Origin of the sequence: Cupriavidus taiwanensis, assembly GCF_900249755.1 — a bacterium.
Lineage (GTDB): Bacteria > Pseudomonadota > Gammaproteobacteria > Burkholderiales > Burkholderiaceae > Cupriavidus > Cupriavidus taiwanensis_D.
Genome location: NZ_LT976853.1, coordinates 2,077,092 through 2,101,328, shown reverse-complemented (window position 1 = coordinate 2,101,328; position 24,237 = coordinate 2,077,092). Strand labels below are relative to the sequence as shown.

Annotated in this window: 17 protein-coding genes; 5 read left to right on the top strand and 12 right to left on the bottom strand. The window is 69.2% G+C overall.

Features of this window, described 5'->3' with window-relative positions; all coding sequences use genetic code 11:
* Window positions 1-3: 3 nt before the first annotated feature.
* From CBM2594_RS09550 to dapC, 9 genes are all read right to left on the bottom strand, one after another.
* Window positions 4-1,554 carry a class I adenylate-forming enzyme family protein gene (locus tag CBM2594_RS09550; protein ID WP_116356622.1) on the bottom strand — a complete coding sequence of 517 codons (1,551 nt, stop codon included), beginning with the start codon at window positions 1,552-1,554 and terminating at the stop codon, window positions 4-6.
* Between the two features lie 30 nt (window positions 1,555-1,584).
* On the bottom strand, window positions 1,585-2,583 hold the full coding sequence (locus tag CBM2594_RS09545; RefSeq protein WP_116356621.1) for a tripartite tricarboxylate transporter substrate binding protein: 999 nt from the start codon (window positions 2,581-2,583) through the stop codon (window positions 1,585-1,587).
* Between the two features lie 184 nt (window positions 2,584-2,767).
* Window positions 2,768-4,039 carry an MFS transporter gene (locus tag CBM2594_RS09540; protein ID WP_116356620.1) on the bottom strand — a complete coding sequence of 424 codons (1,272 nt, stop codon included), beginning with the start codon at window positions 4,037-4,039 and terminating at the stop codon, window positions 2,768-2,770.
* 438 nt (window positions 4,040-4,477) lie between these two features.
* Window positions 4,478-5,371 carry a 50S ribosomal protein L3 N(5)-glutamine methyltransferase gene (gene prmB, locus CBM2594_RS09535; RefSeq protein ID WP_116356619.1) on the bottom strand — a complete coding sequence of 298 codons (894 nt, stop codon included), beginning with the start codon at window positions 5,369-5,371 and terminating at the stop codon, window positions 4,478-4,480.
* Between the two features lie 21 nt (window positions 5,372-5,392).
* Entirely contained in the window at window positions 5,393-6,544 is a 1,152-nt protein-coding gene (gene dapE / locus CBM2594_RS09530) for a succinyl-diaminopimelate desuccinylase (protein WP_116356618.1), read from the bottom strand.
* A gap of 19 nt (window positions 6,545-6,563) precedes the next feature.
* Window positions 6,564-6,911 carry an ArsC family reductase gene (locus CBM2594_RS09525; RefSeq protein WP_025584560.1) on the bottom strand — a complete coding sequence of 116 codons (348 nt, stop codon included), beginning with the start codon at window positions 6,909-6,911 and terminating at the stop codon, window positions 6,564-6,566.
* Between the two features lie 39 nt (window positions 6,912-6,950).
* On the bottom strand, window positions 6,951-7,334 hold the full coding sequence (locus CBM2594_RS09520) for a hypothetical protein (protein ID WP_116356617.1): 384 nt from the start codon (window positions 7,332-7,334) through the stop codon (window positions 6,951-6,953).
* A 90-nt stretch (window positions 7,335-7,424) separates the two neighbouring features.
* Window positions 7,425-8,252 (bottom strand): 2,3,4,5-tetrahydropyridine-2,6-dicarboxylate N-succinyltransferase, encoded by an 828-nt coding sequence (dapD, locus tag CBM2594_RS09515; protein ID WP_011298055.1) that lies wholly within the window; start codon window positions 8,250-8,252, stop codon window positions 7,425-7,427.
* Window positions 8,253-8,448: 196 nt separating this feature from the next.
* Window positions 8,449-9,648, bottom strand: a complete 1,200-nt coding sequence (gene dapC, locus CBM2594_RS09510) for a succinyldiaminopimelate transaminase (RefSeq protein WP_116356616.1) — start codon at window positions 9,646-9,648, stop codon at window positions 8,449-8,451.
* Between the two features lie 195 nt (window positions 9,649-9,843).
* Here dapC and CBM2594_RS09505 point away from each other — a divergent pair, with 195 nt between their 5' ends.
* Window positions 9,844-10,812, top strand: coding sequence for a DMT family transporter (locus tag CBM2594_RS09505; protein WP_116356615.1), 969 nt, complete (start codon window positions 9,844-9,846; stop codon window positions 10,810-10,812).
* A 12-nt stretch (window positions 10,813-10,824) separates the two neighbouring features.
* Here CBM2594_RS09505 and CBM2594_RS09500 read toward each other — a convergent pair whose 3' ends face one another.
* Window positions 10,825-11,652: a ferritin-like domain-containing protein gene (locus CBM2594_RS09500; protein ID WP_116356614.1), complete on the bottom strand. Its 828-nt coding sequence runs from the start codon at window positions 11,650-11,652 to the stop codon at window positions 10,825-10,827.
* Window positions 11,653-12,102: 450 nt separating this feature from the next.
* On the opposite strand from CBM2594_RS09500, the gene smc reads away from it, so the two are divergent.
* Genes smc through def form a run of 4 tightly spaced genes read left to right on the top strand, consistent with a single transcriptional unit; the run spans window position 12,103 to window position 19,676 of the window.
* A complete protein-coding gene (smc, locus tag CBM2594_RS09495) occupies window positions 12,103-15,618 on the top strand; it encodes a chromosome segregation protein SMC (RefSeq protein ID WP_116356613.1) in 3,516 nt (1,171 codons plus the stop codon).
* Window positions 15,615-16,985: a cell division protein ZipA C-terminal FtsZ-binding domain-containing protein gene (locus CBM2594_RS09490; protein ID WP_116356612.1), complete on the top strand. Its 1,371-nt coding sequence runs from the start codon at window positions 15,615-15,617 to the stop codon at window positions 16,983-16,985. The genes smc and CBM2594_RS09490 overlap by 4 nt, the downstream gene beginning before the upstream one ends.
* Window positions 16,986-16,998: 13 nt before the next feature.
* Window positions 16,999-19,128, top strand: a complete 2,130-nt coding sequence (ligA, locus tag CBM2594_RS09485; protein ID WP_116356611.1) for an NAD-dependent DNA ligase LigA — start codon at window positions 16,999-17,001, stop codon at window positions 19,126-19,128.
* A gap of 14 nt (window positions 19,129-19,142) precedes the next feature.
* On the top strand, window positions 19,143-19,676 hold the full coding sequence (gene def / locus CBM2594_RS09480) for a peptide deformylase (protein WP_116356610.1): 534 nt from the start codon (window positions 19,143-19,145) through the stop codon (window positions 19,674-19,676).
* Window positions 19,677-19,829: 153 nt separating this feature from the next.
* On the opposite strand, the gene CBM2594_RS09475 is transcribed toward def, so the two are convergent.
* Together CBM2594_RS09475 and CBM2594_RS09470 are read right to left on the bottom strand one after the other, a co-directional pair.
* Window positions 19,830-21,599 carry a pseudouridine synthase gene (locus CBM2594_RS09475; RefSeq protein WP_116356609.1) on the bottom strand — a complete coding sequence of 590 codons (1,770 nt, stop codon included), beginning with the start codon at window positions 21,597-21,599 and terminating at the stop codon, window positions 19,830-19,832.
* Window positions 21,600-21,621: 22 nt separating this feature from the next.
* Entirely contained in the window at window positions 21,622-24,204 is a 2,583-nt protein-coding gene (locus CBM2594_RS09470) for a [protein-PII] uridylyltransferase (protein ID WP_116356608.1), read from the bottom strand.
* Between the last annotated feature and the right edge of the window lie 33 nt (window positions 24,205-24,237).

The window sequence follows — 24,237 nt, the reverse complement described above, 5'->3', positions numbered from 1 at the left end:
GCGTCAGGCCGCGCCGATGCGGTCGCGCAGCTCGCGCTTGAGCACCTTGCCGATGGCGCTGCGCGGCAGGCTCTCCACCTGGTGGATCGCCGTCAGCCGCTGGGTCTTGCCCAGCCGTTCGTTGGCCCACGCCAGCACCTCCTGTGCGCTGGCGCCGCCGTCGGCGCGCAGCGCGACGAAGGCCACCGGGGTTTCGCCCCAGCGCTCCGACGGCACGCCGACCACCGAGACGTCGGATACCGCCGGGTGCTCGCGCACCACCGCCTCCAGGTCGCTCGGGTAGATGTTGAAGCCGCCCGAGATGATCATGTCCTTCTTGCGGTCCAGCAGCACCAGGAAGCCGTCTTCGTCGAAGCGGCCGATATCGCCGGTGCGGATAAAACGCTGGCCCTGCGCGTCGTGCCATTCGGTCTCGGCGGTTTTTTCGGGCTGGTTGTGGTAGCCGTTCATCATCGCCGCCGAGCGGCCCACCACTTCGCCGGTGCTGCCGGGCGGCAGCTCGCGGCCGGCCTCGTCGATGATGCGCACGTCGGCGCCGGTGGCGGGGCGCCCGACGGTGTGCAGCTTGTGCGGGAACTGGTCGGCGAACAGCAGGCAGCCGCCGCCGCCTTCGGTCATGCCGTAGAGCTCGGTCAGCGCGCCCGGCCAGCGCCGCAGCACCTCGGCCTTCAGCGCCGGGCTGAACGGTGCGCTGGTGCAGAACTTGTGCCGGAAGGCGGACAGGTCGTGCTGGTCGAATGCCGGATGCGCCAGCAGCCGCTGGTACTGCACCGGCACCAGCATGGTATGCGTGGCGCGATGCCGCTGCGCCAGCGCCAGGTACTGGCCCGCATCGAACTTGGCCATCAGGATGGCGGTGCCGCCCAGGCCGATGGTGGGAAAGAAGCTGGCGAGCGTGGTGTTCGAGTAGAGCGGGGTAGAGAGCAGCGTGACGGCGTCGGTGCCGTACCCGGTCATCGCGCCGCGCGACACGTGTGCCCAGCGCATGCCGTGCGACTGCACGATGCCCTTGGGCGTGCCGGTGGTGCCGGAGGAATAGATGATGTTGAGCGGCATCTCCGGGCGGATCTCGGGCTCGGTCACCGGCGTGCCGGCGGGCGCCAGCCAGTCGGCGTACGGCCGGCCCGACTCGCTGCCGTCCAGCGTGACCACGGGCGTGCCGGCCAGCCTGGCGCGCACCGGCTCGAGCACGTCGGCCACGCCGGCGTCGGCGAACAGGATGCGCGCGCCGGCGTCGGCAATCATGCCGGCCAGGCTGTCCGGCGTGGACGAGGGCGCCAGCGGCGCGACCACCACGCCGGCGCGCACCGCGCCCAGGTACACCGCGGCGTATTCGATCGACGACGCGGCGCAGATGGCGATGGCTTCGCCGGGCCGCACCCCGTCGCGCGCCAGCGCCGCGGCAATGCGGTCCATCGCGGCGTCGAGCCCGGCGTAGTCGAGCACGCGCTCGTCGTGCATCAGCGCGCGCTGCGCCGGGCGTTGCGCGGCGTGCTCGCGCACGAGCACGGACATGGTGGTGAAGGGACGTTGGAGCGGAGTCGGTTGGGTCATGTCGGGCAGTGTTGGTGGATGCGGCAAGCCTTACTGGATCTGTGCGCCGGAGTCCTTCACCACCTTGCTCCAGCGGTTGATCTCGGCGTCGATATGGGTGCGCAGCGCGGCGGGCGTCGAGCCCACCGGTTCATAGCCGTTGGCCGCCAGCGTGGCCTTGAGCTCGGGCTGGCGCAGCACGGTGGCAATCTCGGTGCTGAGCCGGTCGATCACGGGCTGCGGCGTGCCGGCCGGCGCCAGCATCGCGTACCAGCCGGTAATGCTGATGCCGGGCACGCCGGCCTCGGCCAGCGTCGGCACCTCGGGGGCGACGGCGGCGCGCTGGCTGCCGGTGACGGCGAGCGCGCGCAGCTTGCCGCTCTTCACATGCGGCAGCGTGGTCGAGATGCTGTCGAAGGTCAGCTGGACCTCGCCCGACAGCATCGCCGTCACCACCTGGGCGCTGCCCTTGTACGGCACGTGGGTCATCTTGATTCCCGCGACGGAATCGAACAGCTCGCCCGCCAGGTGGCCGGTATTGCCGTTGCCGGCCGAGGCAAAGGTCAGCTTGCCGGGCGCGGCCTTGGCCTCGGCGATCAGCTCCTTGACATTGGCGGCCTGCAGCGACGGGCTGGCCGCCAGGATCATCGGCAGGTTGGCCACCAGCGATACCGGCGCGAAATCCTTGCGCGTGTCGTAGGGCAGCCGGGGATAGAGGCTGGTGTTGATGGCATGGGCGGCCAGCACCATGATCAGCGTGTAGCCGTCGGGCTTGGCGCGCGCCAGCGCCTGGCTGGCGATGGTGCCGCCGGCGCCGGGGCGGTATTCCAGCACCACCGGCTGGCCCAGCCGCTCCTGCAGCTTCGCCGCGACCGGGCGCGCCAGCAGGTCGGCGCTGCCGCCGGGCGGGTAGGGGATCAGCAGCTGGATCGGGCGCGCCGGCCAGGTCTCGGCGCCGGCGCTGGCGGGCAGGGCGGCCGCAGCTGCGGTAGCCAGCATGGCGGCCAGCCAGGCGCGGCGGCCCCGGGCGGGGCGGGGTGTGGATGCCATCGGGTTGTCTCCTCGTTGTGCGGCAGCGGGCGCGGCCGGGGTCCCTGGCAGCCGGGCATGGCTGGGACGTTGGAGTCACCAACGGTAAAGGTGTATGCCCGCGAGAGGAATTCTTAAATCGATAAGTCTGGCTTTTTGCCGGCGAAGCGGTACCGGGGGCACGGCAGCACGCCGCGCTGCAGCGCTAATGGCGGGTCGGATGCGGCGGACTGAAGCAGTAGGGCACCAGCGCGAGCGCGATCAGCACCGCCGCCGACAGGAAGATGGCCGCATAGGTGGATGGCAGCGGCCAGCCGCGCACATGGCCGGCATTGGCGATCAGCCCGAACGCCCACGAGGCCAGCGCCGAGCCCAGGAACACGAAGGTATTGAGCAGCCCCAGCCCGCGCCCGCGCTGCGACGGCGGGATCAGCCCGCGGCCCTGCGCCATCACCAGCGGATGCAGCATGCCGATGGTCGACAGCAGCGCCATCATCGCCACGCCGTAGCCGATGCCGTTGTCCGGCCACAGCGTCAGCAGGATCGCCCCGGTCATGGCGAAGCACGACCAGCCGGCGATGGTGGTCTTGAGCGCGCTGCGCCGCACCAGCACCGGCAGCAGGAAGGCGGTCAGGAAGCCGGCCAGGCTCAGCAGCGTCAGCGCCACGCCGCGCGGCGCCGAGCCCAGGCCGAACACGTCGGCCAGGTAGGGTCCGCTCCAGGCATTGCGGAAGGCGGTGCCGGCGGCCATGGCCACGCACAGCGGGATCAGCGTCCACAGCGGTGCCAGCTTCAGCAACTGCAGGCTTTCCGACAGCATTGCGGGCCACGACGCGCTGCGCGCCTCGGCATGGCCCTGGTCGCGCACGCAGCGCCACACGCCATAGCACGCCGCCACCATGCCCAGCGCCGACACCGCCATCGACGGCCGCCACCCCACCAGCGAAATGGCCCAGCCCAGCGGCGCGGTCGCGCACAGCGAGCCGACCATGCCGGTGGCATTGGAGCGGCTGACGAAGCGGGTGTAGTCGCGCTCGGACAACTGCTCGGAGGCGAAGTGCAGCAGCCCCATGAACACCGGCGCGCACGCCAGCCCCAGCCCCACCTGCGCCAGCGTGGCCGCGGTGCCGTTGGGCGCGAGCACGAACAGGATCGACGACAGCGCGCCTACCGCCAGCAGCAGCGCGGTCGGCCGGCCCACGCCATAGCGGTCGAAGGCGATGCCCACCGGGATCTGCGCCACCGCGAAGGCCAGGAAGAACGATGACGACAGCGCGCCGAAGCCCGCCGGCGACAGGCCGAAATCGTGCTGCAGCTCGGGCGCCATCACCGCCAGGCAGGAACGGAAGAACTGACTGAGGGCGAAGGCAAAGGTCAGGATGGCGATGCCGCGCACGGCATACGTCGCCGCATCCCGGGCGGGCAGGGCGCTGGAGCCGGAAGCGGATCCGGGCGGAGGGGGATTGCTGGGGGTCACGGCGTCAGTGGCGCTAGCTGTGCAGCGAGTGTAGGGCCTGCGCGCGTTGCCGGATCAACGGTTGGCCGGTGTTCGCCCAGATTGCGCGGGCGCCCGCGATCTTTGCCGATGGTGTGCTCCCTCTCCCGCTTGGGAGAGGGTTGGGGTGAGGGCGGGAGTTTCCACGAAGTGAAGGCCTTCGCTATTGCCAGCGCCCGGCCCTCACCCCCGGCCCCTCTCCCGCAAGCGGGAGAGGGGAGAAAACCCCCAGCGGCATCAATGCCTCGGGCTTTCCAATTCGCGCTTGCGGGCTCCCTCTCCCGCTTGCGGGAGAGGGTTGGGGTGAGGGCGGGGAGCTTCGACGAAGTACAGTGCGTCGGAATGCCAGTGCCTGCCCTCTCCCCCGGCCCCTCTCCCGCAGGCGGGAGAGGGGAGCAGACCGGCGGTTCGCTGCGGTGATCAGCCCGGCAGCGCGTCGTACGTCAGCAGGAACACCTGGTCGTCCCCGGCGCTGACCGGCAGCCACACGATTTCCAGCTCCGGGAAGGCGGCCTCCACGTTGGCGTGTTCGTTGCCGATCTCCACCACCAGCACGCCGCCCGGATTCAGCCGGGCCTTGGCCCCGGCAATGATCCGCCGCACCACGTCCATGCCGTCGTCGCCGCCGGCCAGCGCGATGCGCGGCTCGGCCAGGTATTCCGGCGGCAGCGCCTGCATCGAGGTTTCGTTGACGTAGGGCGGGTTGGTCAGGATCACGTCATAGGTGGCGCCGTGCGGCAGCGGCGCGTACAGGTCGCCCTGGTACAGCCGGATGCGGTCTTCCATCTTGTAGTCGGCCACATTGCGGTGGGCGACGGCGAGCGCGTCGGGCGAGATGTCGACCGCGTCGATGCGCGCGTGCGGCCAGACGTGCGCGGCCACGATCGGCAGGCAGCCGGAGCCGGTGCACAGTTCCAGCACCGGGCCGATGCTGCCGCTTTCGCCGACCCACGGCTCCAGCCCTTCCTGCAGCAGTTCGCCGATAAAGCTGCGCGGCACGATCACGCGCGAATCGACGTAGAAGCGCAGGCCGTGCATATAGGCCTCGTGCGTGATGTAGGCCGCCGGCACGCGCTCGTTGACGCGGCGGTCGATCACCTTCAGCACGGCCTCGATTTCCTCGGGCAGCAGGCGCGCATCGAGGAACGGGTCGAGCGTATCGAGCGGCAGGTTCAGCGTATGCAGCACCAGGTAGGCCGCCTCGTCATAGGCGTTGGCGCTGCCGTGGCCGAAGGACAGGCGCGCGGCGGTAAAGCGCGACACGGCCAGGCGCAGCAGGTCGCGCACGGTGCGCAGGGGGGAGGGCGTTGCCATGGTTGGTCTTTCGAAAGGAAATCAGGCGATCAGGCGTTCCAGCACGCCGCGGTACACGTTCTTCAGCGGCTCGATAAAGCGCACTTCGACGTGCTCGTCGATCTTGTGGATGCTGGCGTTGGGCGGGCCGAACTCGATCACCTGCGGGCAGATCTTCGCAATGAAGCGGCCGTCGGAGGTGCCGCCGGTGGTCGACAACTCGGTGTCGAAGCCGGTCTCGGCCTTGATCGCGGACGACAGCGCCTCGGACAGCTCGCCGCGCGGGGTCAGGAAGGGCTCGCCGCCCAGGGTCCAGTCGAGCGTGTATTCGAGGCTGTGGCGGTCCAGGATGGCGTGCACGCGCGCCTTCAGGCCCTCGGGCGTGCTCGCGGTCGAGAAGCGGAAGTTGAAGTCGATGGTGACGTGGCCCGGGATCACGTTGGTGGCGCCGGTGCCGCCGTGGATATTCGACATCTGCCAGCTGGTGGGCGGGAAGTACTCGTTGCCTTCGTCCCAGACTTCGGCGGCCAGTTCGGCCAGCGCCGGCGCGGCGTCATGGATCGGGTTGCGGCCCAGGTGCGGGTACGCGATATGGCACTGGATACCCTTGACCGTCAGCTTGCCCGACAGCGAGCCGCGGCGGCCGTTCTTGACCATGTCGCCAAGCGCGTTGACCGAGGTGGGCTCGCCGATCACGCAGTAGTCCAGGCGCTCGCCGCGCGCGGTCAGCGCTTCGACCACCTTGATGGTGCCGTCGTGCGCGGGGCCTTCCTCGTCGCTGGTGATCAGGAAGCCGATCGAGCCGGCATGCGCGGGATGGGCCTTGACGAACTCTTCCACCGCCACCACGAAGCCGGCGATCGAGGTCTTCATGTCGGCGGCGCCGCGGCCGTACAGCTTGCCGTCGCGGTGGGTCGGTGCGAACGGGTCCGAATGCCACTGCTCCAGCGGGCCGGTCGGCACCACGTCGGTATGGCCGGCGAACACCAGCAGCTTGCCGTCCTGGCCCTGCGTGCCGCGCCTGAGCGCCCACAGGTTGGTCACGCGGAAATCGTCGGGCCCGCTGACCAGCGCTTCGCAGTCGAAGCCGAGCGCCTTCAGGCGGGTTTCCAGGATGGCCTGGCAGCCCTCGTCGGCGGGCGTGACGGAGCGGCGGCGGATCAGGTCTTCAGTGAGGGCGAGGGTGGCGTTCATCGGACGGCGGAATGGGAAATCAGAACTGGCTGGCGTACTGGTCGGCGGAGAAGCCGACCATCACCTTGCCATCGTGGGCCAGCACCGGGCGCTTGATCAGCGACGGGCTTTGCTGCATCAGCGCGATCGCGCCGGCTTCTTCGTCGGCGCGGGCCTTGTCGGCGTCGGACAGCGCGCGCCAGGTGGTGCCCTTGCGGTTGAGCAGCGTGGCCAGCGGCACGTGCCTGAGCCAGCCGCGCAGCATGGCTTCATCCACGCCCTGCTTCTTGAAGTCGTGGAAGGTGTAGGCGACGCCGTTGGCATCGAGCCAGGTGCGGGCCTTCTTGACGGTGTCGCAGTTGGGGATGCCGTAGAGCAGGACGGTCATGGCAAGTCTTGATGGAATGCGATGGGAAAGCCGGCGGCTTCAGCGGAACAGCAGGTCCAACGAGATCACCAGGCCACCGAGGCCCAGCGCCACGCCGCCCATTGCCACCGCGGTCATCAGGCGCAGGCGCCGGTCCAGCCGGGCCGCTTCCTTGCGCAGCGCGTCGATGGTGATGGCATGCTGCTCGGCCAGCAGCTTGACCGACTCGGCCTGCTGCACCACGGCGGCTTCGAGTTCGGCGATACGGGTAGCGGGATCGCGCGCGTCGGCCACCGCGCCTTCGGGCGAGCCGTCCTTGCGCTTGTTCTTCTTCAGTTTCTCGAGGGTCTTGTTGGCCTGCTCGAGAATGGTGGGCAGCAGGGAAAGCACGGTACTGACAGTGGTGGGATCCAGGGCCATGAGTCGCTTGCGGAGGGAGGGCATGTTCAGCCTGGCCAGGCGGGTGACAGCGGTAAATCCGCCCCGGAGCCGGGCCCCGGGGCGTCGCGGCCCGTGCGGGCCGCGATGGCGCGATCAGTCGCCGCGCAGCAGGTCGTTCAGGCTGGTCTTGGCGCGGGTCTGCGCGTCGACCTTCTTCACGATCACGGCGCAGTACAGGCTGTACTTGCCATCCTTGGACGGCAGGTTGCCCGCCACCACCACCGAGCCCGCCGGCACGCGGCCATAGTGGATCTCGCCGGTTTCGCGGTCGTAGATCTTGGTCGACTGGCCCAGGTACACGCCCATCGAGATCACCGAGTTTTCTTCGACGATCACGCCTTCGACCACTTCCGAGCGCGCGCCGATAAAGCAGTTATCTTCGATGATCACCGGGTTGGCCTGCAGCGGCTCCAGCACGCCGCCGATGCCGACGCCGCCCGACAGGTGCACGTTCTTGCCGATCTGCGCGCACGACCCGACCGTGGCCCAGGTGTCGACCATGGTGCCTTCATCGACATAGGCGCCGATGTTGACGTACGACGGCATCAGCACGGCGTTCTTCGCGATGAACGAACCGCGGCGCGCCACGGCGGGCGGCACCACGCGGAAGCCTGCCTTGGCGAAGTCGTCGCCGCTCCAGTTGGCGAACTTGGTCGGCACCTTGTCGTAGAACTGGGCAAAGCCGCCGGCGCTCATCGGCGCGTTGTCTTCCAGGCGGAACGACAGCAGCACGGCCTTCTTGACCCACTGGTTGACGATCCAGTCCTTGCCTTGCTTCTCGGCCACGCGCAGCGTGCCGGCGTCGAGCTGGCCGATGACGTTGGCGACGGCCTCGCGGATGTCGGCGGGGGCGGACTTCGGCGACAGGCTGGTGCGGTCTTCCCAGGCCTGGTCGATCAGGGCTTGCAGAGCTTGCGTCATGTTTGGTTTCTCAGGGTTGATGTTCGGTCGTCGAGTCTCAGCCTCGACCTCTTGTTTGCTCCCCTCTCCCGCTTGCGGGAGAGGGGCAGGGGGTGAGGGTGGGCGGTTCTACGGGCGTGGTGCCTTGCCAAACCACCCTTCACCCCGACCCTCTCCCCTTGAAGGGAGAGGGAGAACACAATTGGACAATCAGGCCTCAGGCCAGCGACTTGCAAAATTCCACGATCCGCCGCGCCCCTTCCAGGCATTCCTCAGGCGTCGCCACCAGCGCCATGCGCACGCGGTTGGCGCCGGGGTTGATTCCGTCAGATTCGCGCGCCAGGTAGCTGCCGGGCAGCACGGTAACGTTCTGCCCGGCCAGCAGCCGCGCGGCGAATTCCGTATCGGAGAGGCCGGTGCGCGAGACATCGGCCCACAGGTAGAAGCCGGCATCGGGCAGCGCCACGTCAAGCACTTCGGCCAGCATCGGCGTGACTTCGCTGAACTTGCGCACGTAGGCGGCGCGGTTCTCGCGCACATGCGCTTCGTCGTTCCACGCGGCGATGCTGGCGCTCTGCACCGCCGGGTTCATGGCGCCGCCATGGTAGGTGCGGTAGAGCAGGAATTTCTTCAGCAGCGCGGCATCGCCGGCGACGAAGCCGGAGCGCAGGCCCGGCACGTTGGAGCGCTTGGAGAGGCTCGAGAACATCACCAGCCGGTCAAGGCCGCGGCCCAGCTTGTGCGCGGCTTCCAGCGCACCCAGCGGGGCGCGGCCCTCGTCGAAATAGATTTCCGAGTAACACTCGTCCGAGGCGATCACAAAGCCGTAGCGGTCCGACAGCGCGAACAGCTGCTTCCAGTCTTCCAGCGACAGCACCGCGCCGGTCGGGTTGCCGGGGGTGCAGACAAAGAGCAGCTGCACCTTCTGCCAGACCTCGTCGGCAATGCGGTCGAACGCCGGGGCGAAATTGCGCGCCGGGTCGCTGTTGGCGAAGACCGGGGTGGCGCCGGCCAGCAATGCCGCGCCTTCGTAGATCTGGTAGAACGGGTTGGGGCACAGCACCAGCGCGCCCGGGCGGGTGCCGTCGACCACGGTCTGGGCAAAGGCGAACAGCGCCTCGCGCGAGCCGGTCACGGGCAGCACTTCGGTCGCGGCGTTGACGCTGGGCAGACCGTAGCGGCGCTCCAGCCAGCTGGCGATGCACTGCCGTAGTGCATCGGAGCCGGCCGTTGTGGGATAATTCGCCAGCCCCGCAAGCGACTCTGCCAGCGCTTGCTTGATGAATGCAGGCGTCGGATGCTTGGGTTCACCAATGCCGAAGCTGATGGCCGGCTTGTCGGCAGCCTTTACTTGCGCAAAGAGCACCCGCAGTTTCTCGAACGGGTAGGGCTGGAGCAGGTCGAGGCGCGGATTCACGGTGTCAGTCGGGGGCCGGTTAAAACGACGCATTATAGAGGAACGGCGCGGGTTTCCGTGCGCCGGCCCGGTCCGCGCGGCCGGCCGCCGGCACGGATGGCGGGCATCACGTCCTGGTGATGCCGCCGGCGCCGTCCGGACGCTGCCTGCCTGTCACCGGCCGGCGGCCCGGCTCGCCTCGCACGGATTCCCTTTATGAGCACAAATACCGTTTCGGCGCCGCTGGCGCCGGCCGACCGCCATGCGGTCAAGTCATCGCTTTCCATCCTGATCGGCGCCTCGGTGTGGGGCATCGCCTGGTTCCCGTACCGCGTGCTGGCCGGCTGGGGCCTGGGCGGCATGCATGCCGCGGCGCTGGTCAGCGCGGTCGCGGCGGTGCTGTCGCTGCTGGCGTTCCGCCGGCACCTGGGCGGGCTGCGCCCGCACTGGCTGTTCGTGGCGATCGGGCTGGCGGCGGGCGTGACCAACGCCGGCTTTGTCTGGGGCAGCGTCAACGGGCATGTGATGCGGGTGCTGCTGCTGTTCTATCTGACCCCGGTCTGGACTGCGCTGTTCGCGCGCGTGTTCCTGGGCGAGCGCCTGTCGGCGGCCGGGCTGTCGCTGGTGGGGCTGGCGCTGTTCGGCGCCGGGCTGATGCTGTGGACGCCGGAGGTCGGCGTGCCGCTGCCGGGCTCCGCCGCGGAATGGTCGGGCCTGGTCGGCGGCATGGGCTTTGCCGTCAACAACGTGCTGTCGCGCCGCGCCGGGCAGCGCTTTCCGGACACCGACGCGCGCGTGCGCACGGTGGTGGTCTACCTGGGCTGCACCGTGGTCGGCGTGCCAGCCGCGCTGCTGCTCGACGGCCCGTCGGTGGCGATCGTGCCTGGCGCGCAGGTCAGCGCCGCCATGCTGGTGCTGGGGCTGGCGGCGGTGCTGGTGGTCAGCAACTCGGTGGTGCAGTACGGGCTGCAGCGGCTGCCGGCCAACCGCGTGTCGCTGCTGATGCTGTTCGAGATCGTCATCGCCGCGCTGTCGTCGTGGTGGCTGGCGACCGAGGTGCTGAGCTGGAAGGAGGCGGCGGGCGGCCTGTGCATCATCGCCGCCGGGGCGTTGTCCGGGCTGGTGCACCGCAGCCGCGCGGCGCCCGCGCAGGCATCCGGCGCCGAGTCCGCGGCCTGCCCCTAGCCCGGCACGGGCTCAGTGCAGCATCACCCGCGACACCATCGCCACCAGCGGCGCCCGCACTGCGCGCTCCACGCCGCGGTGCAGGTGCAGCGGCCGCAGCAGCATCTTCACGGTCATCTCGATCGGGATGTTGCGGCGGATCACGCCTGACACGCGCGTATTGAGCGCGCGCACCTCGGCCTCCGGGACCGACTCGACGCCGCGCTCCATGCGCAGCACGTTGCGCAGCGCGATCGCGGCGTCTTCGTTTTTTATCTCCAGCAGCCGGCGCGCCAGCGCGCCCAGCACGCGCAGCCGGCCCAGGCGCTCGGCCTCCGCGAAGCGGTTGAAGAAACGATAGAAGTGCTTGTAGTGCCGCACCTCGTCGTTGGAGATGCGCCGCGTCAGGTCGCGCAGCACCGGTTCGTCGCTGGCCTGCTCGAGCGCCCGGTAGTACGCCGCGGTGCCGGTCTCGACCACGCAGCGGGCCGCCATCTCCAGCGCCTCGGTGGGCTCGAACTGGTCGATCGAGCAGGTCTGGCTGTACTCGGCGAAGAAGCGCGCGTAGCCGCGTTCCCAGTCGAATTCCGGCCAGACCTGCTCGACATAGCGCCGCAGCGCCAGGCCGTGCTGCAGTTCCTCGGCTTCCCAGTGCTCGGCGAGCCAGCCGGCGGCCTCGGGCACGCGGGCGTAATAGGTGGCAAGGTTGCCTGCATAGGTATCGGAGCCGCTCTCGATGAACGAGGCCGATACCAGCAGGTAGAAAAGATCGCGGTCGCCGCGTACGCGTGCCACGTCGATCGCCTGGTAGTCGATGTCGCTGACAGACCACGGCCGGGCGGCCGCTGACGGTTCACTCATGCTCTGTCCTCCTGGTTGGCCGAAGGTGACGAAAGGCGGCGCGAGGGGCGTTCATGGTGCGTGGGTGCCGGAGCGTATCCGGCATCACGCCGACAGAGCAGAGACTAGCATTTACCCTAGTTAGTTTCCTGGACATCACCCCGCAGACGTGGCGCGCTGCCCACGCCGGTTTGCCAAAGTGCTTGCGAAACCGCTTGTAAGGGGCGGAAACACAAAGGAATTCCGTCTGGCGGCGCCAGCCCTCGGTACCCCCCAAACGGGCCGGCGAAGGCATCTGCGATGGTATGATTAGCCCCAATTCTCGGGCTGGAGGGGTGTTTTGAGGTGCTGGCGTCACGCCGCGCCGGTTCCCGCGCAGCCCGGCTTTCCTGAACCGAGCAATAGCCCCGAAACCCGATACCAGGCCGCCCCCGCTTTCCTGCCGGAGTGGCCGATACCACACGAGAAACCGTGCGACTATCCTCGATCAAGCTGGCGGGCTTCAAGTCATTCGTCGATCCCACCAATTTCCAGGTGCCGGGCCAACTGGTCGGCATCGTCGGTCCCAACGGCTGCGGCAAATCCAACATCATCGATGCGGTGCGCTGGGTGCTGGGCGAGTCACGCGCATCTGAACTGCGTGGCGAATCCATGCAGGACGTCATCTTCAACGGCTCCACCGCGCGCAAGCAGGCCGGCCGCGCCAGCGTCGAGCTGGTGTTCGACAACGCCGAAGGCCGCGCCGCCGGCCAGTGGAGCCAGTACGCCGAAGTCGCGGTCAAGCGGGTGCTGACCCGCGACGGCACCTCGTCCTACTACATCAATAACCAGCCGGTGCGCCGGCGCGATATCCAGGACATCTTCCTCGGCACGGGCCTGGGCCCGCGCGCCTACGCCATCATCGGCCAGGGCATGATCTCGCGCATCATCGAGGCCAAGCCCGACGACATGCGCATCTTCCTGGAAGAGGCGGCGGGCGTGTCCAAGTACAAGGAGCGCCGCCGCGAGACCGAGAACCGGCTGTCGGACACGCGCGAGAACCTGACCCGCGTCGAAGACATCCTGCGCGAACTCGGCAGCAACCTCGAGAAGCTCGAAGGCCAGGCCGAAGTGGCGCAGCGCTTCAAGACGCTGCAGGCCGACGGCGAAGAGAAGCAGCACCTGCTGTGGCTGCTGCGCAAGCGCGAGGCCCAGCAGGAGCAGGAGCGCCACCAGCGCGCCATCGAGCAGGCCCAGATCGACCTGGAAGCGCAGACCGCGCAGCTGCGCCATGTCGAGGCCGAGCTGGAAACGCTGCGCGCCGCGCACTACGCCGCGTCCGACGGCATGCACGCCGCGCAGGGCGCGCTGTACGAGGCCAATGCCGAGGTCAGCAAGCTGGAAGCCGAGATCCGCTACGTGGTGGAATCGCGCAACCGCGTGCAGGCCCAGATCGCCGCGCTGACCGCGCAGCGCGAGCAATGGCAGGGCAAGGCCGGGCAGGCCACCGACGAACTCGCGCAGGCCGAGGAAAACCTGGCCGTGGCCGAAGGCCGCACGGTCGAGGCGCAAGAGGCCGTGGCGCAGCAGAACGACGAGCTGCCGACGCTGGAGGCGCAGTGGCGCGACGCCCAGCAGCTGCTCAACGAGCAGCGCGCCGGCATCATGCAGGCCGAGCAGGCGCTGAAGCTGGAAGCCGCGCAGCAGCGCAGCGCCGACCAGATGCTGCAGCAGCTGGAACAGCGCCGCGAACGGCTGTCGGCCGAAGACAAGGGCCTGGACCGCCCCGACGAAACCCGGCTGGAGCAGGCCCGCGCCGAACTGGCCGAACAGGAGGCGCTGGTCGAGGAAGCCCAGGCCGTGCTGGCCGACGCCGAAGAGAACGTGCCGCGCCTGGACGAGGCGCGCCGCGCCGCGCAGGCGCGCGTGCACAGCGAAGCCGCCGCCATCGCCACGCTCGAGGCGCGCCTGTCGGCGCTGCGCCAGCTGCAGGAGAACGTGCAGACCGACGGCAAGGTGCAGCCCTGGCTCGCCAAACATGAACTGGCCGAGCTGCCGCGGCTGTGGAAGAAGGTCCATATCGAGCCGGGCTGGGAAAACGCGCTCGAGTCCGTGCTGCGCGAGAAGCTGAACGCGCTGGAAGTCTCCAACCTGGACTGGGTCAAGGCCTTCCTGTCCGACGCGCCGCCGGCCAAGCTGGCGTTCTACTCGCCGCCGCCGGCCGCGCGTCCGCTGGAAACGCCTGCCGGCCTGCGCCCGCTGATGGCGCTGGTGCAGATCACCGAGCCGGGCATCCGCGCGGTGATGCAGGACTGGCTGGCCGACGTCTATGTCGCCACCGACATGGCGCAGGCGCTGGCCGCGCGCCACACGCTGCCCGACGGCGCCTCGTTCGTGGTGGCCGAAGGCCATCTGGTGGGCCGCAACGCGATCCAGATCTACGCCGCCGATTCCGAGCAGGCCGGCATGCTCGCGCGCGAGCAGGAAATCGAAAACCTGCAGAAGCAGGCGCGCGCGCAAATGCTGCTGTCCGACGAAGCCAAAACCGAGGCAGTGCGCGCCGAAGCCGCCTATACGCAGGCCAGCCAGGCCCTTGGCGAAGCGCGTGCGCGCGCCGAGCAGGCCACCCGCCGCGTGCATGCGCTGCAGATGGACGTGCTCAAGCTGTCGCAGGCGATGGAACGCTATGCCGCCCGCAGCGGGCAGATCCGCGAGGAACTGGAAGAGATCCACGCGCAGATCGAAGAGCAGCGCGCCATCCGCGCCGAATCCGAAGCCAGCTTCGAGCAGCACGACGCCGCGCTGGCCGAGATGCAGGCTACCCATGAAGACCAGCAGATGGCCTTCGAGGCGCTGGACAGCAAGCTCTCCGGCGCGCGCCACCAGTTGCGCGACCTGGAGCGCGCCGCGCAGGAGGCGCTGTTTGCCGAGCGCAACCTGGCCAGCCGCATCGACGAGCTGCGCCGCAATATCCAGGTGGCGGCGGACCAGGCCGAGCGCATCGCCGAATCGCTGGAAAACGCCCGCGCCGAACTCGAGACCATCAACGAGCAGACCGCGCATACCGGCCTGCAGGAAGCGCTGGAGCGCCGCGCCGAGAAGGAAGAGAAGCTGACCATTGCGCGCACCGAGCTCGATGCGCTGTCGGCGCAGCTGCGCCAGCACGACGAGCAGCGCCTGGCCGCCGAGCGCAGCCTGCAGCCGCTGCGCGACCGCATCACCGAGCTGCAGCTCAAGGAACAGGCCGCGCGCCTGAACCAGGAGCAGTTCAGCGAGCAGCTGGCCACCGCCGAGGTGGACGAGGCCGCGCTGGCCGACAAGCTGACCGGCGACCTGAAGCCGTCGTACCTGCAGGGCGAAGTCACGCGCATCAACAACGCCATCAACGCGCTGGGCCCGGTCAACATGGCCGCGCTCGACGAACTGGCGGCGGCGCGCGAGCGCAAGACCTTCCTCGACGCGCAGTCGGCCGACCTGAACGACGCCATCGGCACGCTGGAAGACGCGATCGCCAAGATCGACCAGGAAACCCGCGCGCTGCTGCAGGGCACCTTCGACCAGGTCAACCATCATTTCGGCGAGCTGTTCCCGTCGCTGTTCGGTGGCGGCCAGGCGCGCCTGATCATGACCGGCGAGGAAATCCTCGACGCCGGCGTGCAGGTGATGGCGCAGCCGCCGGGCAAGAAGAACTCGACCATCCACCTGCTGTCGGGCGGCGAGAAGGCGCTGACCGCGATCGCGCTGGTGTTCGCGATGTTCCAGCTGAACCCGGCGCCGTTCTGCCTGCTGGACGAGGTCGACGCGCCGCTGGACGACGCCAACACCGAGCGCTATGCCAACATGGTGGCGCGCATGTCGGACAAGACCCAATTCGTTTTCATCTCACATAACAAGATTGCCATGGAAATGGCTCATCAACTCATTGGCGTGACCATGCAGGAGCAGGGCGTTTCGCGGATCGTGGCTGTGGATATGGATGCTGCGGTGTCGATGGCGGAGGCAGCATGAAACTCAACATGGACCTGCAGACCGCGCTGATCGTCGCGGGCCTGGTTTTCGTGGTGCTGGTGTTCGGCTACAACCAGTGGCAGATCCGCAAGGCGCGCCGCCCGCGCGAGCTGCGTCCCGAAGACGACCTGCCGCCGATGCGCGAGCCGGTGGTGGCCCCGGGCACCGCGCCGGAGACCGCCGCACGCCTGCACGAAACCGCCGCCGAGCAGCCGCCGCGGCGCGAGCCCACGCTGTCGCAGGCGCCGGCGAGCGTCGGCGCCGCCGTGACCGACAACAACCACGTGGCCGCCGCAGCGGCCGCGGCGGCCAGCACCGCCGATGCCGACGAAGCCGTCGCCGAGGAAGTCGCGATCGCGGCCGCGGCGTCGCGCGAGTCGTCCGATGAGGCGGACGCCGCCATCGCCGCAGCGGCGGCCCCGGCGCCTGTTCCCGCACCTGCGCCTGCGCCTACGCCTACCCCGGCACCTTCACCTGCACCGGCGCCCGCACCGGCACCGGCACCGGTCGCCGCCGTGCCGGACGGCCAGCCCGCGCCGGCCGTGGTCGATCCGCTGATCGACTGCATCGTGCCGCTGCACCTGGAGCGCAAGGCTTCGGGCGACCGCATCCTGCCGCTGACCGGCCGGCTGCGGCGCGCCGGCACCAAGACGGTCCATATCGAAGGCCTGCGCGCCGAAGCCAACGCCTGGGAGCCCGTTACCGCCGGCCATCAGTACGAAGACCTGCAGGTGGGCGTGCAGCTGGCCAACCGCGGCGGCCCGCTCAATGCGCTGGAGTTCTCGGAATTCATCACCGCGGTGGAATCGCTGGCCGAGTCGCTCGACGCCTCGGCCGACCTGCCGGACATGGGCGAGACCGTGGCCAATGCGCGCGAGCTCGACAGCTTTGCCGCGGCCTGCGACGTGCAGCTGGGCGTCAATGTGATCTCCGACGGCGCGCCGTGGTCGGCCGCCTATGTGCAGAACGTGGCGACGCAGGACGGGCTGGTGCTGTCGCGCGACGGCACCCGCTTTATCCGCTATCAGGCCAATGCCGAGGGCGTGCAGCGCCCGCTGTTCACGCTGCAGTTCGGCGACACCAACTTCCTGCGCGACGACCTGACCGTCAAGGCCGGGCGCCAGATCACGCTGCTGCTCGACGTGCCGGTGGCCGACCAGGCCGCCAAGCCGTTCAAGACGGTGTGCGAGTACGGCCATACGCTGGCCCAGCGCATGGGCGCGCAGCTGGTCGACGACAATATGCGGCCGCTGACCGAAGCCTCGTTCGTCGCCATCTTCAACCAGCTCGAAGCGCTGTACCAGAAGCTGGAAGCGCGCGGCATGCCGGCCGGTTCGCCGGTGACGCTGCGCCTGTTCAGCAACTAGCCGGAGCCTGCCCATGACCGCAAAACACCGCGGCGCGCAGGCAGATGCCTCCGCGCCCGCCGGCGCCTTGCCGGCCGACGCCGCCGCCAGCCGCGTGGCCTGGCTGCGCGACGAGCTGGACCGCCACAACTACCAGTATTACGTGCTGGACGCGCCCACCATTCCCGATGCGGAATACGACGCGCTGTTCAGCGAACTGCTGGCGCTGGAGCTCGAGCATCCCGAACTGCAGACGCCGGACTCGCCGACCCAGCGCGTGGGCGGCGAGCCGCTGTCGGCGTTCGACTCGGTGCGGCACCGCGTGCCGATGCTGTCGCTCAACAACGCCTTCGCCGACGAAGACGTGCTCAACTTCGACCGCCGCTGCGCGCAGGGGCTGGGCCGCAGCGCTGCGGCGGCCGGCGAAGCCGACCTGTTCAGCGCCGCCGATGCGGTCGAATACGCCTGCGAACTGAAGTTTGACGGCCTGGCGATGTCGTTGCGCTATGAAGACGGCCGCCTGGTGCAGGCCGCCACCCGCGGCGACGGCGAGACCGGCGAGGACGTCACCGTCAACGTGCGCACCATCAAGGCGATCCCGCTGAAGCTGCGCGGCCCGGCGCCCGCGGTGCTCGAGGTGCGCGGCGAGGTCTTCATGTTCCGCCGCGACTTCGACAAGCTCAACGCGCGCCAGGCCGAGGCCGGCGAGAAGACCTTCGTCAACCCGCGCAACGCCGCCGCGGGCAGCCTGCGCCAGCTCGATCCGCGCATCACCGCGCGGCGTCCGCTGTCGTTCTTTGCCTACGGGCTGGGCGAGCTGCAGGGCGTGGACCGCCCGCCCACCCACAGCGCGATGCTCGACGGCTTTGCCGCGCTGGGTTTGCCGGTGTGCAAGGACCGCGCGGTGGTGAAGGGCGCGCAGGGGCTGCTCGATTTCTACCGCGATATCGGCAAGCGCCGCGACGCGTTGCCCTACGATATCGACGGCGTGGTCTACAAGGTCAACGCGCTGGCCGAGCAGGAGCGCCTGGGCTTTGTCTCGCGCGCGCCGCGCTTTGCGCTGGCGCACAAGTTCCCGGCGCAGGAGATGACCACCGTCGTCGAGGACATCGAGGTGCAGGTCGGCCGTACCGGTGCGATCACGCCGGTGGCGCGGCTCAAGCCGGTATTCGTCGGCGGCGTGACCGTGACCAATGCCACGCTGCACAACGAGGACGAGATCCGCCGCAAGGACGTGCATATCGGCGACACCGTGATCGTGCGCCGTGCCGGCGACGTGATTCCGGAGGTCGTGGCGGTAGTGACCGAACGCCGCCCCGACGATGCGCGCGCGTTCGTGATGCCTACCGCGTGTCCGGTGTGCGGCTCGCATATCGAGAAGCTCGAGGACGAAGCCATCGCCCGCTGCACCGGCGGCCTGATCTGCGCGGCGCAGCGCAAGCAGTCGCTGCTGCATTTCGCGCAGCGGCGCGCCATGGATATCGAGGGCCTGGGCGACAAGCTGGTCGAGCAGCTGGTCGACCAGGGCATCGTGCGCACGCCGGCCGACCTGTACAAGCTGGGCGTGGCCAAGCTGGCCGCGCTGGAGCGCATGGCGGACAAGTCCGCCGCCAACCTGGTGGCGGCAATCGACGCGTCGCGCGCGACCACGATGAATCGCTTTATCTTCGCGCTGGGAATCCGCCACGTCGGCGAAGCCACCGCCAAGGACCTGGCCAGGCATTTCGGCAAGCTGGATGGGCTGATGGCAGCCGACGAAGCCGCGCTGCTGGAAGTGAATGATGTCGGCCCGGTGGTGGCGCAGTCGATCGCGCACTTCTTCGCCGAGCCGCACAACGTCGAGGTCATCGAACAACTGCGCGCCGCCGGCGTACACTGGGCCGAAAGCGAGCCGGTGGCCAGGGCGCCGGCGCCGCTGTCGGGCAAGACCTTCGTGCTGACCGGCACGCTGCCCACCATGTCGCGCGAGGACGCCAAGGAACTGCTGGAAGCCGCCGGCGCCAAGGTGGCGGGGTCGGTATCGAAGAAGACCGACTACGTGGTTGCCGGCGCCGAAGCCGGCAGCAAGCTCGACAAGGCCGAGGCGCTGGGCGTGCCGGTGCTGGACGAGGCCGGCATGCTGGCGTTGCTGGCCGAAGCCGGCGCCGCGCCGGCCCAGGAATAACCGGGGAAACAACCATGATCCGCGAGATTCTCAAGATGGGCGATCCGCGCCTGCTGCAGGTGGCGCGGCCGGTGGAGCGCTTCAACACGCCGGAGCTGCGCACGCTGATCGAAGACATGTTCGACACCATGGACCACGCCAACGGCGCGGGCCTGGCCGCACCGCAGATCGGCGTGGACCTGCAGGTGGTGATCTTCGGCTTCGACCGCAACCCGCGCTACCCGGATGCGCCCACGGTGCCCAAGACCGTGCTGATCAACCCGGTGCTGGAGATGCAGTCCGACGAGATGGAGGACGGCTGGGAAGGCTGCCTGTCGGTGCCGGGTCTGCGCGGCGTGGTGCCGCGGCACTTGCGGCTGAAGTACAGCGGCTACGACCTGATGGGCAACCGCATCGAACCCGTCGCCGAGGGCTTCCATGCGCGCGTGGTGCAGCATGAATGCGACCATCTGCAGGGGATTCTTTATCCGATGCGGATCCGGGATTTTTCGAACTTTGGGTTTACCGAGGTGCTGTTTCCGGATTTGCCGGCGAATAGCGACGAATAGCGACGATTGAATGCCGACGCCAATCAGTACGCTGCCGGTTTGCTCCCCTCTCCCGCAAGCGGGAGAGGGAGCACGCAAGCGGTACAGGGATGAGGCGGTGGCAATTTGCCAAAACCCCAAGAAAAAGCGGCCATTCCGGCCGCTTTTTTCACATCAGAACTTCTCGAACTGCCCCAGGAACCGCCACTTGCCCGGCGGCAGATCCCCCAGCACCACGCGCCCCATGCGCACCCGCTTGAGGCCCACCACCTGCAGGCCGACCTGCTCGCACATGCGGCGGATCTGGCGCTTGCGGCCCTCGCGCAGCACGAAGCGCAGCTGCTCTTCGTTCTGCCAGCTGACCTTGGCCGGCTTGAGCGGCACGCCGTCCAGCGACAGGCCGTGGCGCAGCAGCTCCAGGTCGTCGGCCGGGAATTCCGCGCTGATGTTGCGCTCGACCGGCCCGTGCGGCGAGTGCCAGACCACGCGCACCAGGTATTCCTTCTCGACCGTCGAATCCTCGCCGATCAGCGCGCGCGCGACGCGGCCGTCCTGGGTCAGCACCAGCAGGCCGGTGGAGTCGATATCGAGGCGCCCGGCGGGCGCCAGGTTCTTGCGTTGCCACGGCGCGAAGCGCTTGCGCGTGGGGTCGCCTTCCCACTGGTTCTCGGGGGCGAACAGCACCGCGGCGGGCTCGTAGCCGTCCTCGGCCTGGCCGGAAACGTAGCCCACCGGCTTGTTCAGCAGCACGGTGACGCGCTCGCCTTGCTCGGAGCGCGCTTCCTGCAGGATCTCGATCTCGGCGTCGGGGCGGATGCGGCTGCCGAGTTCGGTCACGGGCTTGCCGTCGACCAGCACCCAACCGAGCGGGATCCATTCATCGGCCTCGCGGCGCGAGCACAGGCCGAGTTCCGACATGCGCTTGGACAGGCGCACCAGGCCGTCGTCATGGCTCGATTCGTCGCGCGGTGCCGCGGCCGCTTCGCGGCGCGGGGCCGGCGCTGGCGCGCGTTCCGGGCGCGCCGGTCCTGACGGTCCTGACGGTCGTGATGGACCGGCGGTGCGGATACGGTCGGCCGCGTCGCTGAAGCGGCGTGCCGGCGCCGTGCCTTCGCGGCGGCGCTCGCCCGACGGCGCGGGGCGCGGGCGCTTGTCGTCGTCGCCATAGCGGCGCGGGCGCGTGTCAGCGCCTTCGAAGCGGCGCGGACGGTTGTCGTCATCGCCAAAGCGGCGCGGCGGGCGCGACTCATTGCTTTCAAAACGGCGCGGGCGAGCTTCGCCGCGGTCATCGCCGGTGCGGCGCGGACGGTTGTCGTCGTCGCCGAAGCGCCGCGGCGGGCGCGACTCGTTGCCTTCGAAGCGGCGCGGACGCGCTTCGCCGCGGTCGTCGCCGGTGCGGCGCGGACGGTTGTCGTCGTCGCCGAAGCGCCGCGGCGGGCGCGACTCGTTGCCTTCGAAGCGGCGCGGACGCGCTTCGCCACGGTCGTCGCCGGTGCGGCGCGGACGGTTGTCGTCATCGCCGAAGCGCCGCGGCGGGCGCGACTCGTTGCCTTCGAAGCGGCGCGGGCGCGCTTCGCCGCGGTCATCGCCGGTGCGGCGCGGACGATTGTCGTCATCGCCGAAGCGCCGCGGCGGGCGCGACTCGTTGCCTTCGAAGCGGCGCGGACGCGCCTGGCGTTCGCCGTCAGCGGGGCGGGGCGCGCGCGGCTTGCGCGGCTGGGCCTGCGCTTCGCCCTGGGCTTCGCCGCTGCCAGCCTTGCCACCGGTCTTGCCGCCGGCGCGCTGCTGGGCGCGCTTGATGCCTTCGGAAACGGCCTGCACGCGCTTGCGGTTCAGGTCGGACACGCGCACCGGGCGGGTGGCGCCCTTGCGCGCGGGCGTGCCGGATTCGCTGGCGGCCTTGATGCCTAGCGTCTTGCGCTTCGGCGAATTGCTGTCGGTCATATGTTGATGCTGCCCGCCCGCCTCAGATGGCGAGGGCGGCGAGCAAGTCCTGTTCAAGCTGAATCTGCAATCGGTTGTCGGCGGCCAGGCGGCTGCCGTCTACCAGGAACACGTCTTCGACGCGTTCGCCCAGGGTGTTGATGCGTGCCGTATGCACGGACACGCGATGCCGTGCCAGTACGCGGGCGATGGCGTACAGCAGGCCGGTGCGGTCGTTGGCGGACAGCGACAGCAGGTAATACTGCCCGCGCTCGTCCGGGCGCAGGTCGACGCGCGGCTTGATCGGGAAGCTGCGCGACTGGCGCGACAGCCGCCCCTGCGTGGGCTCGGGCAGCGCGCTTTGCAGGCGCAGCCGCTCGCACAGCTCGTGCTCGACCAGCGCGATGATGTCGCGGTAGTTGCCGCCGTCGCCGGCCATGCCGGGGTCGGTGACCTGGAACGTATCGAGCGCGTAGCCGTGGCGCGTGGTGTGGATCTTGGCGTCCTGGATCGAGAACGCCTTGCGCTCGAAATAGCCGCAGATGCGCGCGAACAGGTCGGGCTGGTCCTTGATGTAGACCGCGACCTGCAGCCCCTCGCCGGCCGGCGACACGCGCGCCTTGACCACCGGGGTGGGGCTGTCGACCTTGTTGTACAGGTGGCGCGTCAGCCAGGCGATATCGTGCGAATCGTGGCGCAGGAAGAAGGCCACGTCCAGCTGCGCCCACAGCGACTTGCCCAGCGCCGGGTCGAAGGCCTTCAGGCGCAGCTCCGAGATGGTGTCTTCCTTGCGCTGCGCCCACAGCGAATGCGAGTCGACCCGTGCCCCGCCCAGCACGCGCAGCGTGATGTGGTACAGGTCTTCCAGCAGCTTGCCCTTCCAGGCATTCCACACCTTGGGGCTGGTGCCGCGGATATCGGCCACGGTCAGCAGATAAAGCGCGGTCAGGTAGCGTTCGTTGCCGACCACCTTGGCGAAGGCATGGACCACGTCCGGATCGGTCAGGTCCTGCTTCTGCGCGACATGGCTCATGGTCAGGTGATGCTCGACCAGCCAGCAGATCAGGTCGGCGTCCTCGCGCGCAATGTCGTGCTGCTTGCAGAAGCGGCGCGCATCGACGGTGCCGAGCCGGGAATGGTCGCCGCCGCGGCCCTTGGCGATATCGTGGAACAGCGCCGCCACCCACAGCACCCAGGGCTTGTCGAAGCTGGCCATCAGCTGGCTGCAGAACGGGAACTCGTGGGTGTGCTCGACGATGGCGAAGCGGCGCATGTTGCGCACCACCATCAGGATGTGCTGGTCCACGGTGTAGACGTGGAACAGGTCGTGCTGCATCTGTCCGACGATGCGCCGGAAGTTGATCAGGTAGCGACCCAGCACGCTGGTCTGGTTCATCAGCCGCAGCGCATGGGTGATGCCCTGCGGCTCCTGCACGATCGCCAGGAACAGGCGGCGGTTCTCGGGGTCGTTGCGCCAGCGCGCGTCCATCACCGTGCGCGCGTTGTACAGCCCGCGCAGCGTGCGCGGCGCCAGGCCTTTCACGCCGGGCGTGCGCTCGTACAGCAGGAAGGTTTCGAGGATGGCGTGCGGGTCGCGCTCGTAGACATCGTCGCTGGTGATTTCCAGCATGCCCTGGCGTTCGACGAAGCGCTCGTTGAGCACGCGCGTCACCTGCGACTCGCTCGGGAACAGCATCGCCTCGATATTGAGCAGCAGCACGCTGTTGAGCTGCGTCACCGCCTTGGCGGCCCAGTAGTAGCGGCGCATCAGTTGTTCACTGGCGCGCTTGTTGGCGTTCTGGCGGTAGCCGAAGGCCTCGGCCAGCGCGGTCTGCAGGTCGAACACCAGCACGTCCTGGCGGCGCCCGGCGACCAGGTGCAGGCGCGCGCGGATGGTCTTCAGCAGGCGTTCGTTGCGCGCCAGCTCCTGCGCTTCGCGGCGCGTCAGCAGCCCCTTCTCGAACAGTTCTTTCCAGCTGTCGCCCAGGCCCGCGGCCTTGGTCATCCACAGGATCACCTGCAGGTCGCGCAGCCCCCCGGGGCTTTCCTTGCAGTTGGGCTCGAGCGCGTAGGGCGTGTCCTGGTACTTGGCGTGGCGCTGGCGCATTTCCAGCAGCTTGGCCTGGAAGAACGCGGCCGGGTCCAGGTCGGCCTGGTAGCGGCTGCGCAGCGCGTCGAACAGCTTGCGGTTGCCGGTCAGCAGGCGGGCTTCGAGCAGCGAAGTCTGGATGGTGACGTCCTGGCGCGACTCGCGGATGCAGTCGTCCACCGTGCGCACCGCCGAGCCGATCTCGAGCCCCAGGTCCCAGCACAGGCCGATAAAGCGCTCCAGCTTGCCGGCGGTGTCGCGGTCGGGCTCGGCCGGCAGCAACAGCAGCACGTCGACGTCAGAGTACGGGAACAGCTCGCCGCGGCCATAGCCGCCCACCGCCACCAGCGCCGCGTCCGGCGGCATTCGCAGTCCGCGCCAGGCCTCGCCCAGCGCGGCATCGACGGCGCGGCGCAGCCGCGTGGTCAGCGTGGCGGCATTGGCGCTGGCGTTGAAGTCGGCAAACAGCGCCTGCTTGTCGGCTTTGAGCTGGTCGCGCACGCGCGCCGCCAGCAGCAGTTCCGGCGTGGTGTCCATGGAGAGGGCGGAAGGGTTGGTGGGCACGGCTGG

Bases quoted from the DNA above. Each gene is read 5' to 3' on its own strand.
- CBM2594_RS09550 (WP_116356622.1), bottom strand. From the start codon at position 1,554: ATGACCCAACCGACTCCGCTCCAACGTCCCTTCACCACCATGTCCGTG.
- CBM2594_RS09545 (WP_116356621.1), bottom strand. From the start codon at position 2,583: ATGGCATCCACACCCCGCCCCGCCCGGGGCCGCCGCGCCTGGCTGGCC.
- prmB (WP_116356619.1), bottom strand. From the start codon at position 5,371: ATGGCAACGCCCTCCCCCCTGCGCACCGTGCGCGACCTGCTGCGCCTG.
- dapE (WP_116356618.1), bottom strand. From the start codon at position 6,544: ATGAACGCCACCCTCGCCCTCACTGAAGACCTGATCCGCCGCCGCTCC.
- CBM2594_RS09525 (WP_025584560.1), bottom strand. From the start codon at position 6,911: ATGACCGTCCTGCTCTACGGCATCCCCAACTGCGACACCGTCAAGAAG.
- CBM2594_RS09520 (WP_116356617.1), bottom strand. From the start codon at position 7,334: ATGCCCTCCCTCCGCAAGCGACTCATGGCCCTGGATCCCACCACTGTC.
- dapD (WP_011298055.1), bottom strand. From the start codon at position 8,252: ATGACGCAAGCTCTGCAAGCCCTGATCGACCAGGCCTGGGAAGACCGC.
- CBM2594_RS09505 (WP_116356615.1), top strand. From the start codon at position 9,844: ATGAGCACAAATACCGTTTCGGCGCCGCTGGCGCCGGCCGACCGCCAT.
- CBM2594_RS09500 (WP_116356614.1), bottom strand. From the start codon at position 11,652: ATGAGTGAACCGTCAGCGGCCGCCCGGCCGTGGTCTGTCAGCGACATC.
- CBM2594_RS09490 (WP_116356612.1), top strand. From the start codon at position 15,615: ATGAAACTCAACATGGACCTGCAGACCGCGCTGATCGTCGCGGGCCTG.
- ligA (WP_116356611.1), top strand. From the start codon at position 16,999: ATGACCGCAAAACACCGCGGCGCGCAGGCAGATGCCTCCGCGCCCGCC.
- def (WP_116356610.1), top strand. From the start codon at position 19,143: ATGATCCGCGAGATTCTCAAGATGGGCGATCCGCGCCTGCTGCAGGTG.
- CBM2594_RS09475 (WP_116356609.1), bottom strand. From the start codon at position 21,599: ATGACCGACAGCAATTCGCCGAAGCGCAAGACGCTAGGCATCAAGGCC.
- CBM2594_RS09470 (WP_116356608.1), bottom strand. From the start codon at position 24,204: ATGGACACCACGCCGGAACTGCTGCTGGCGGCGCGCGTGCGCGACCAG.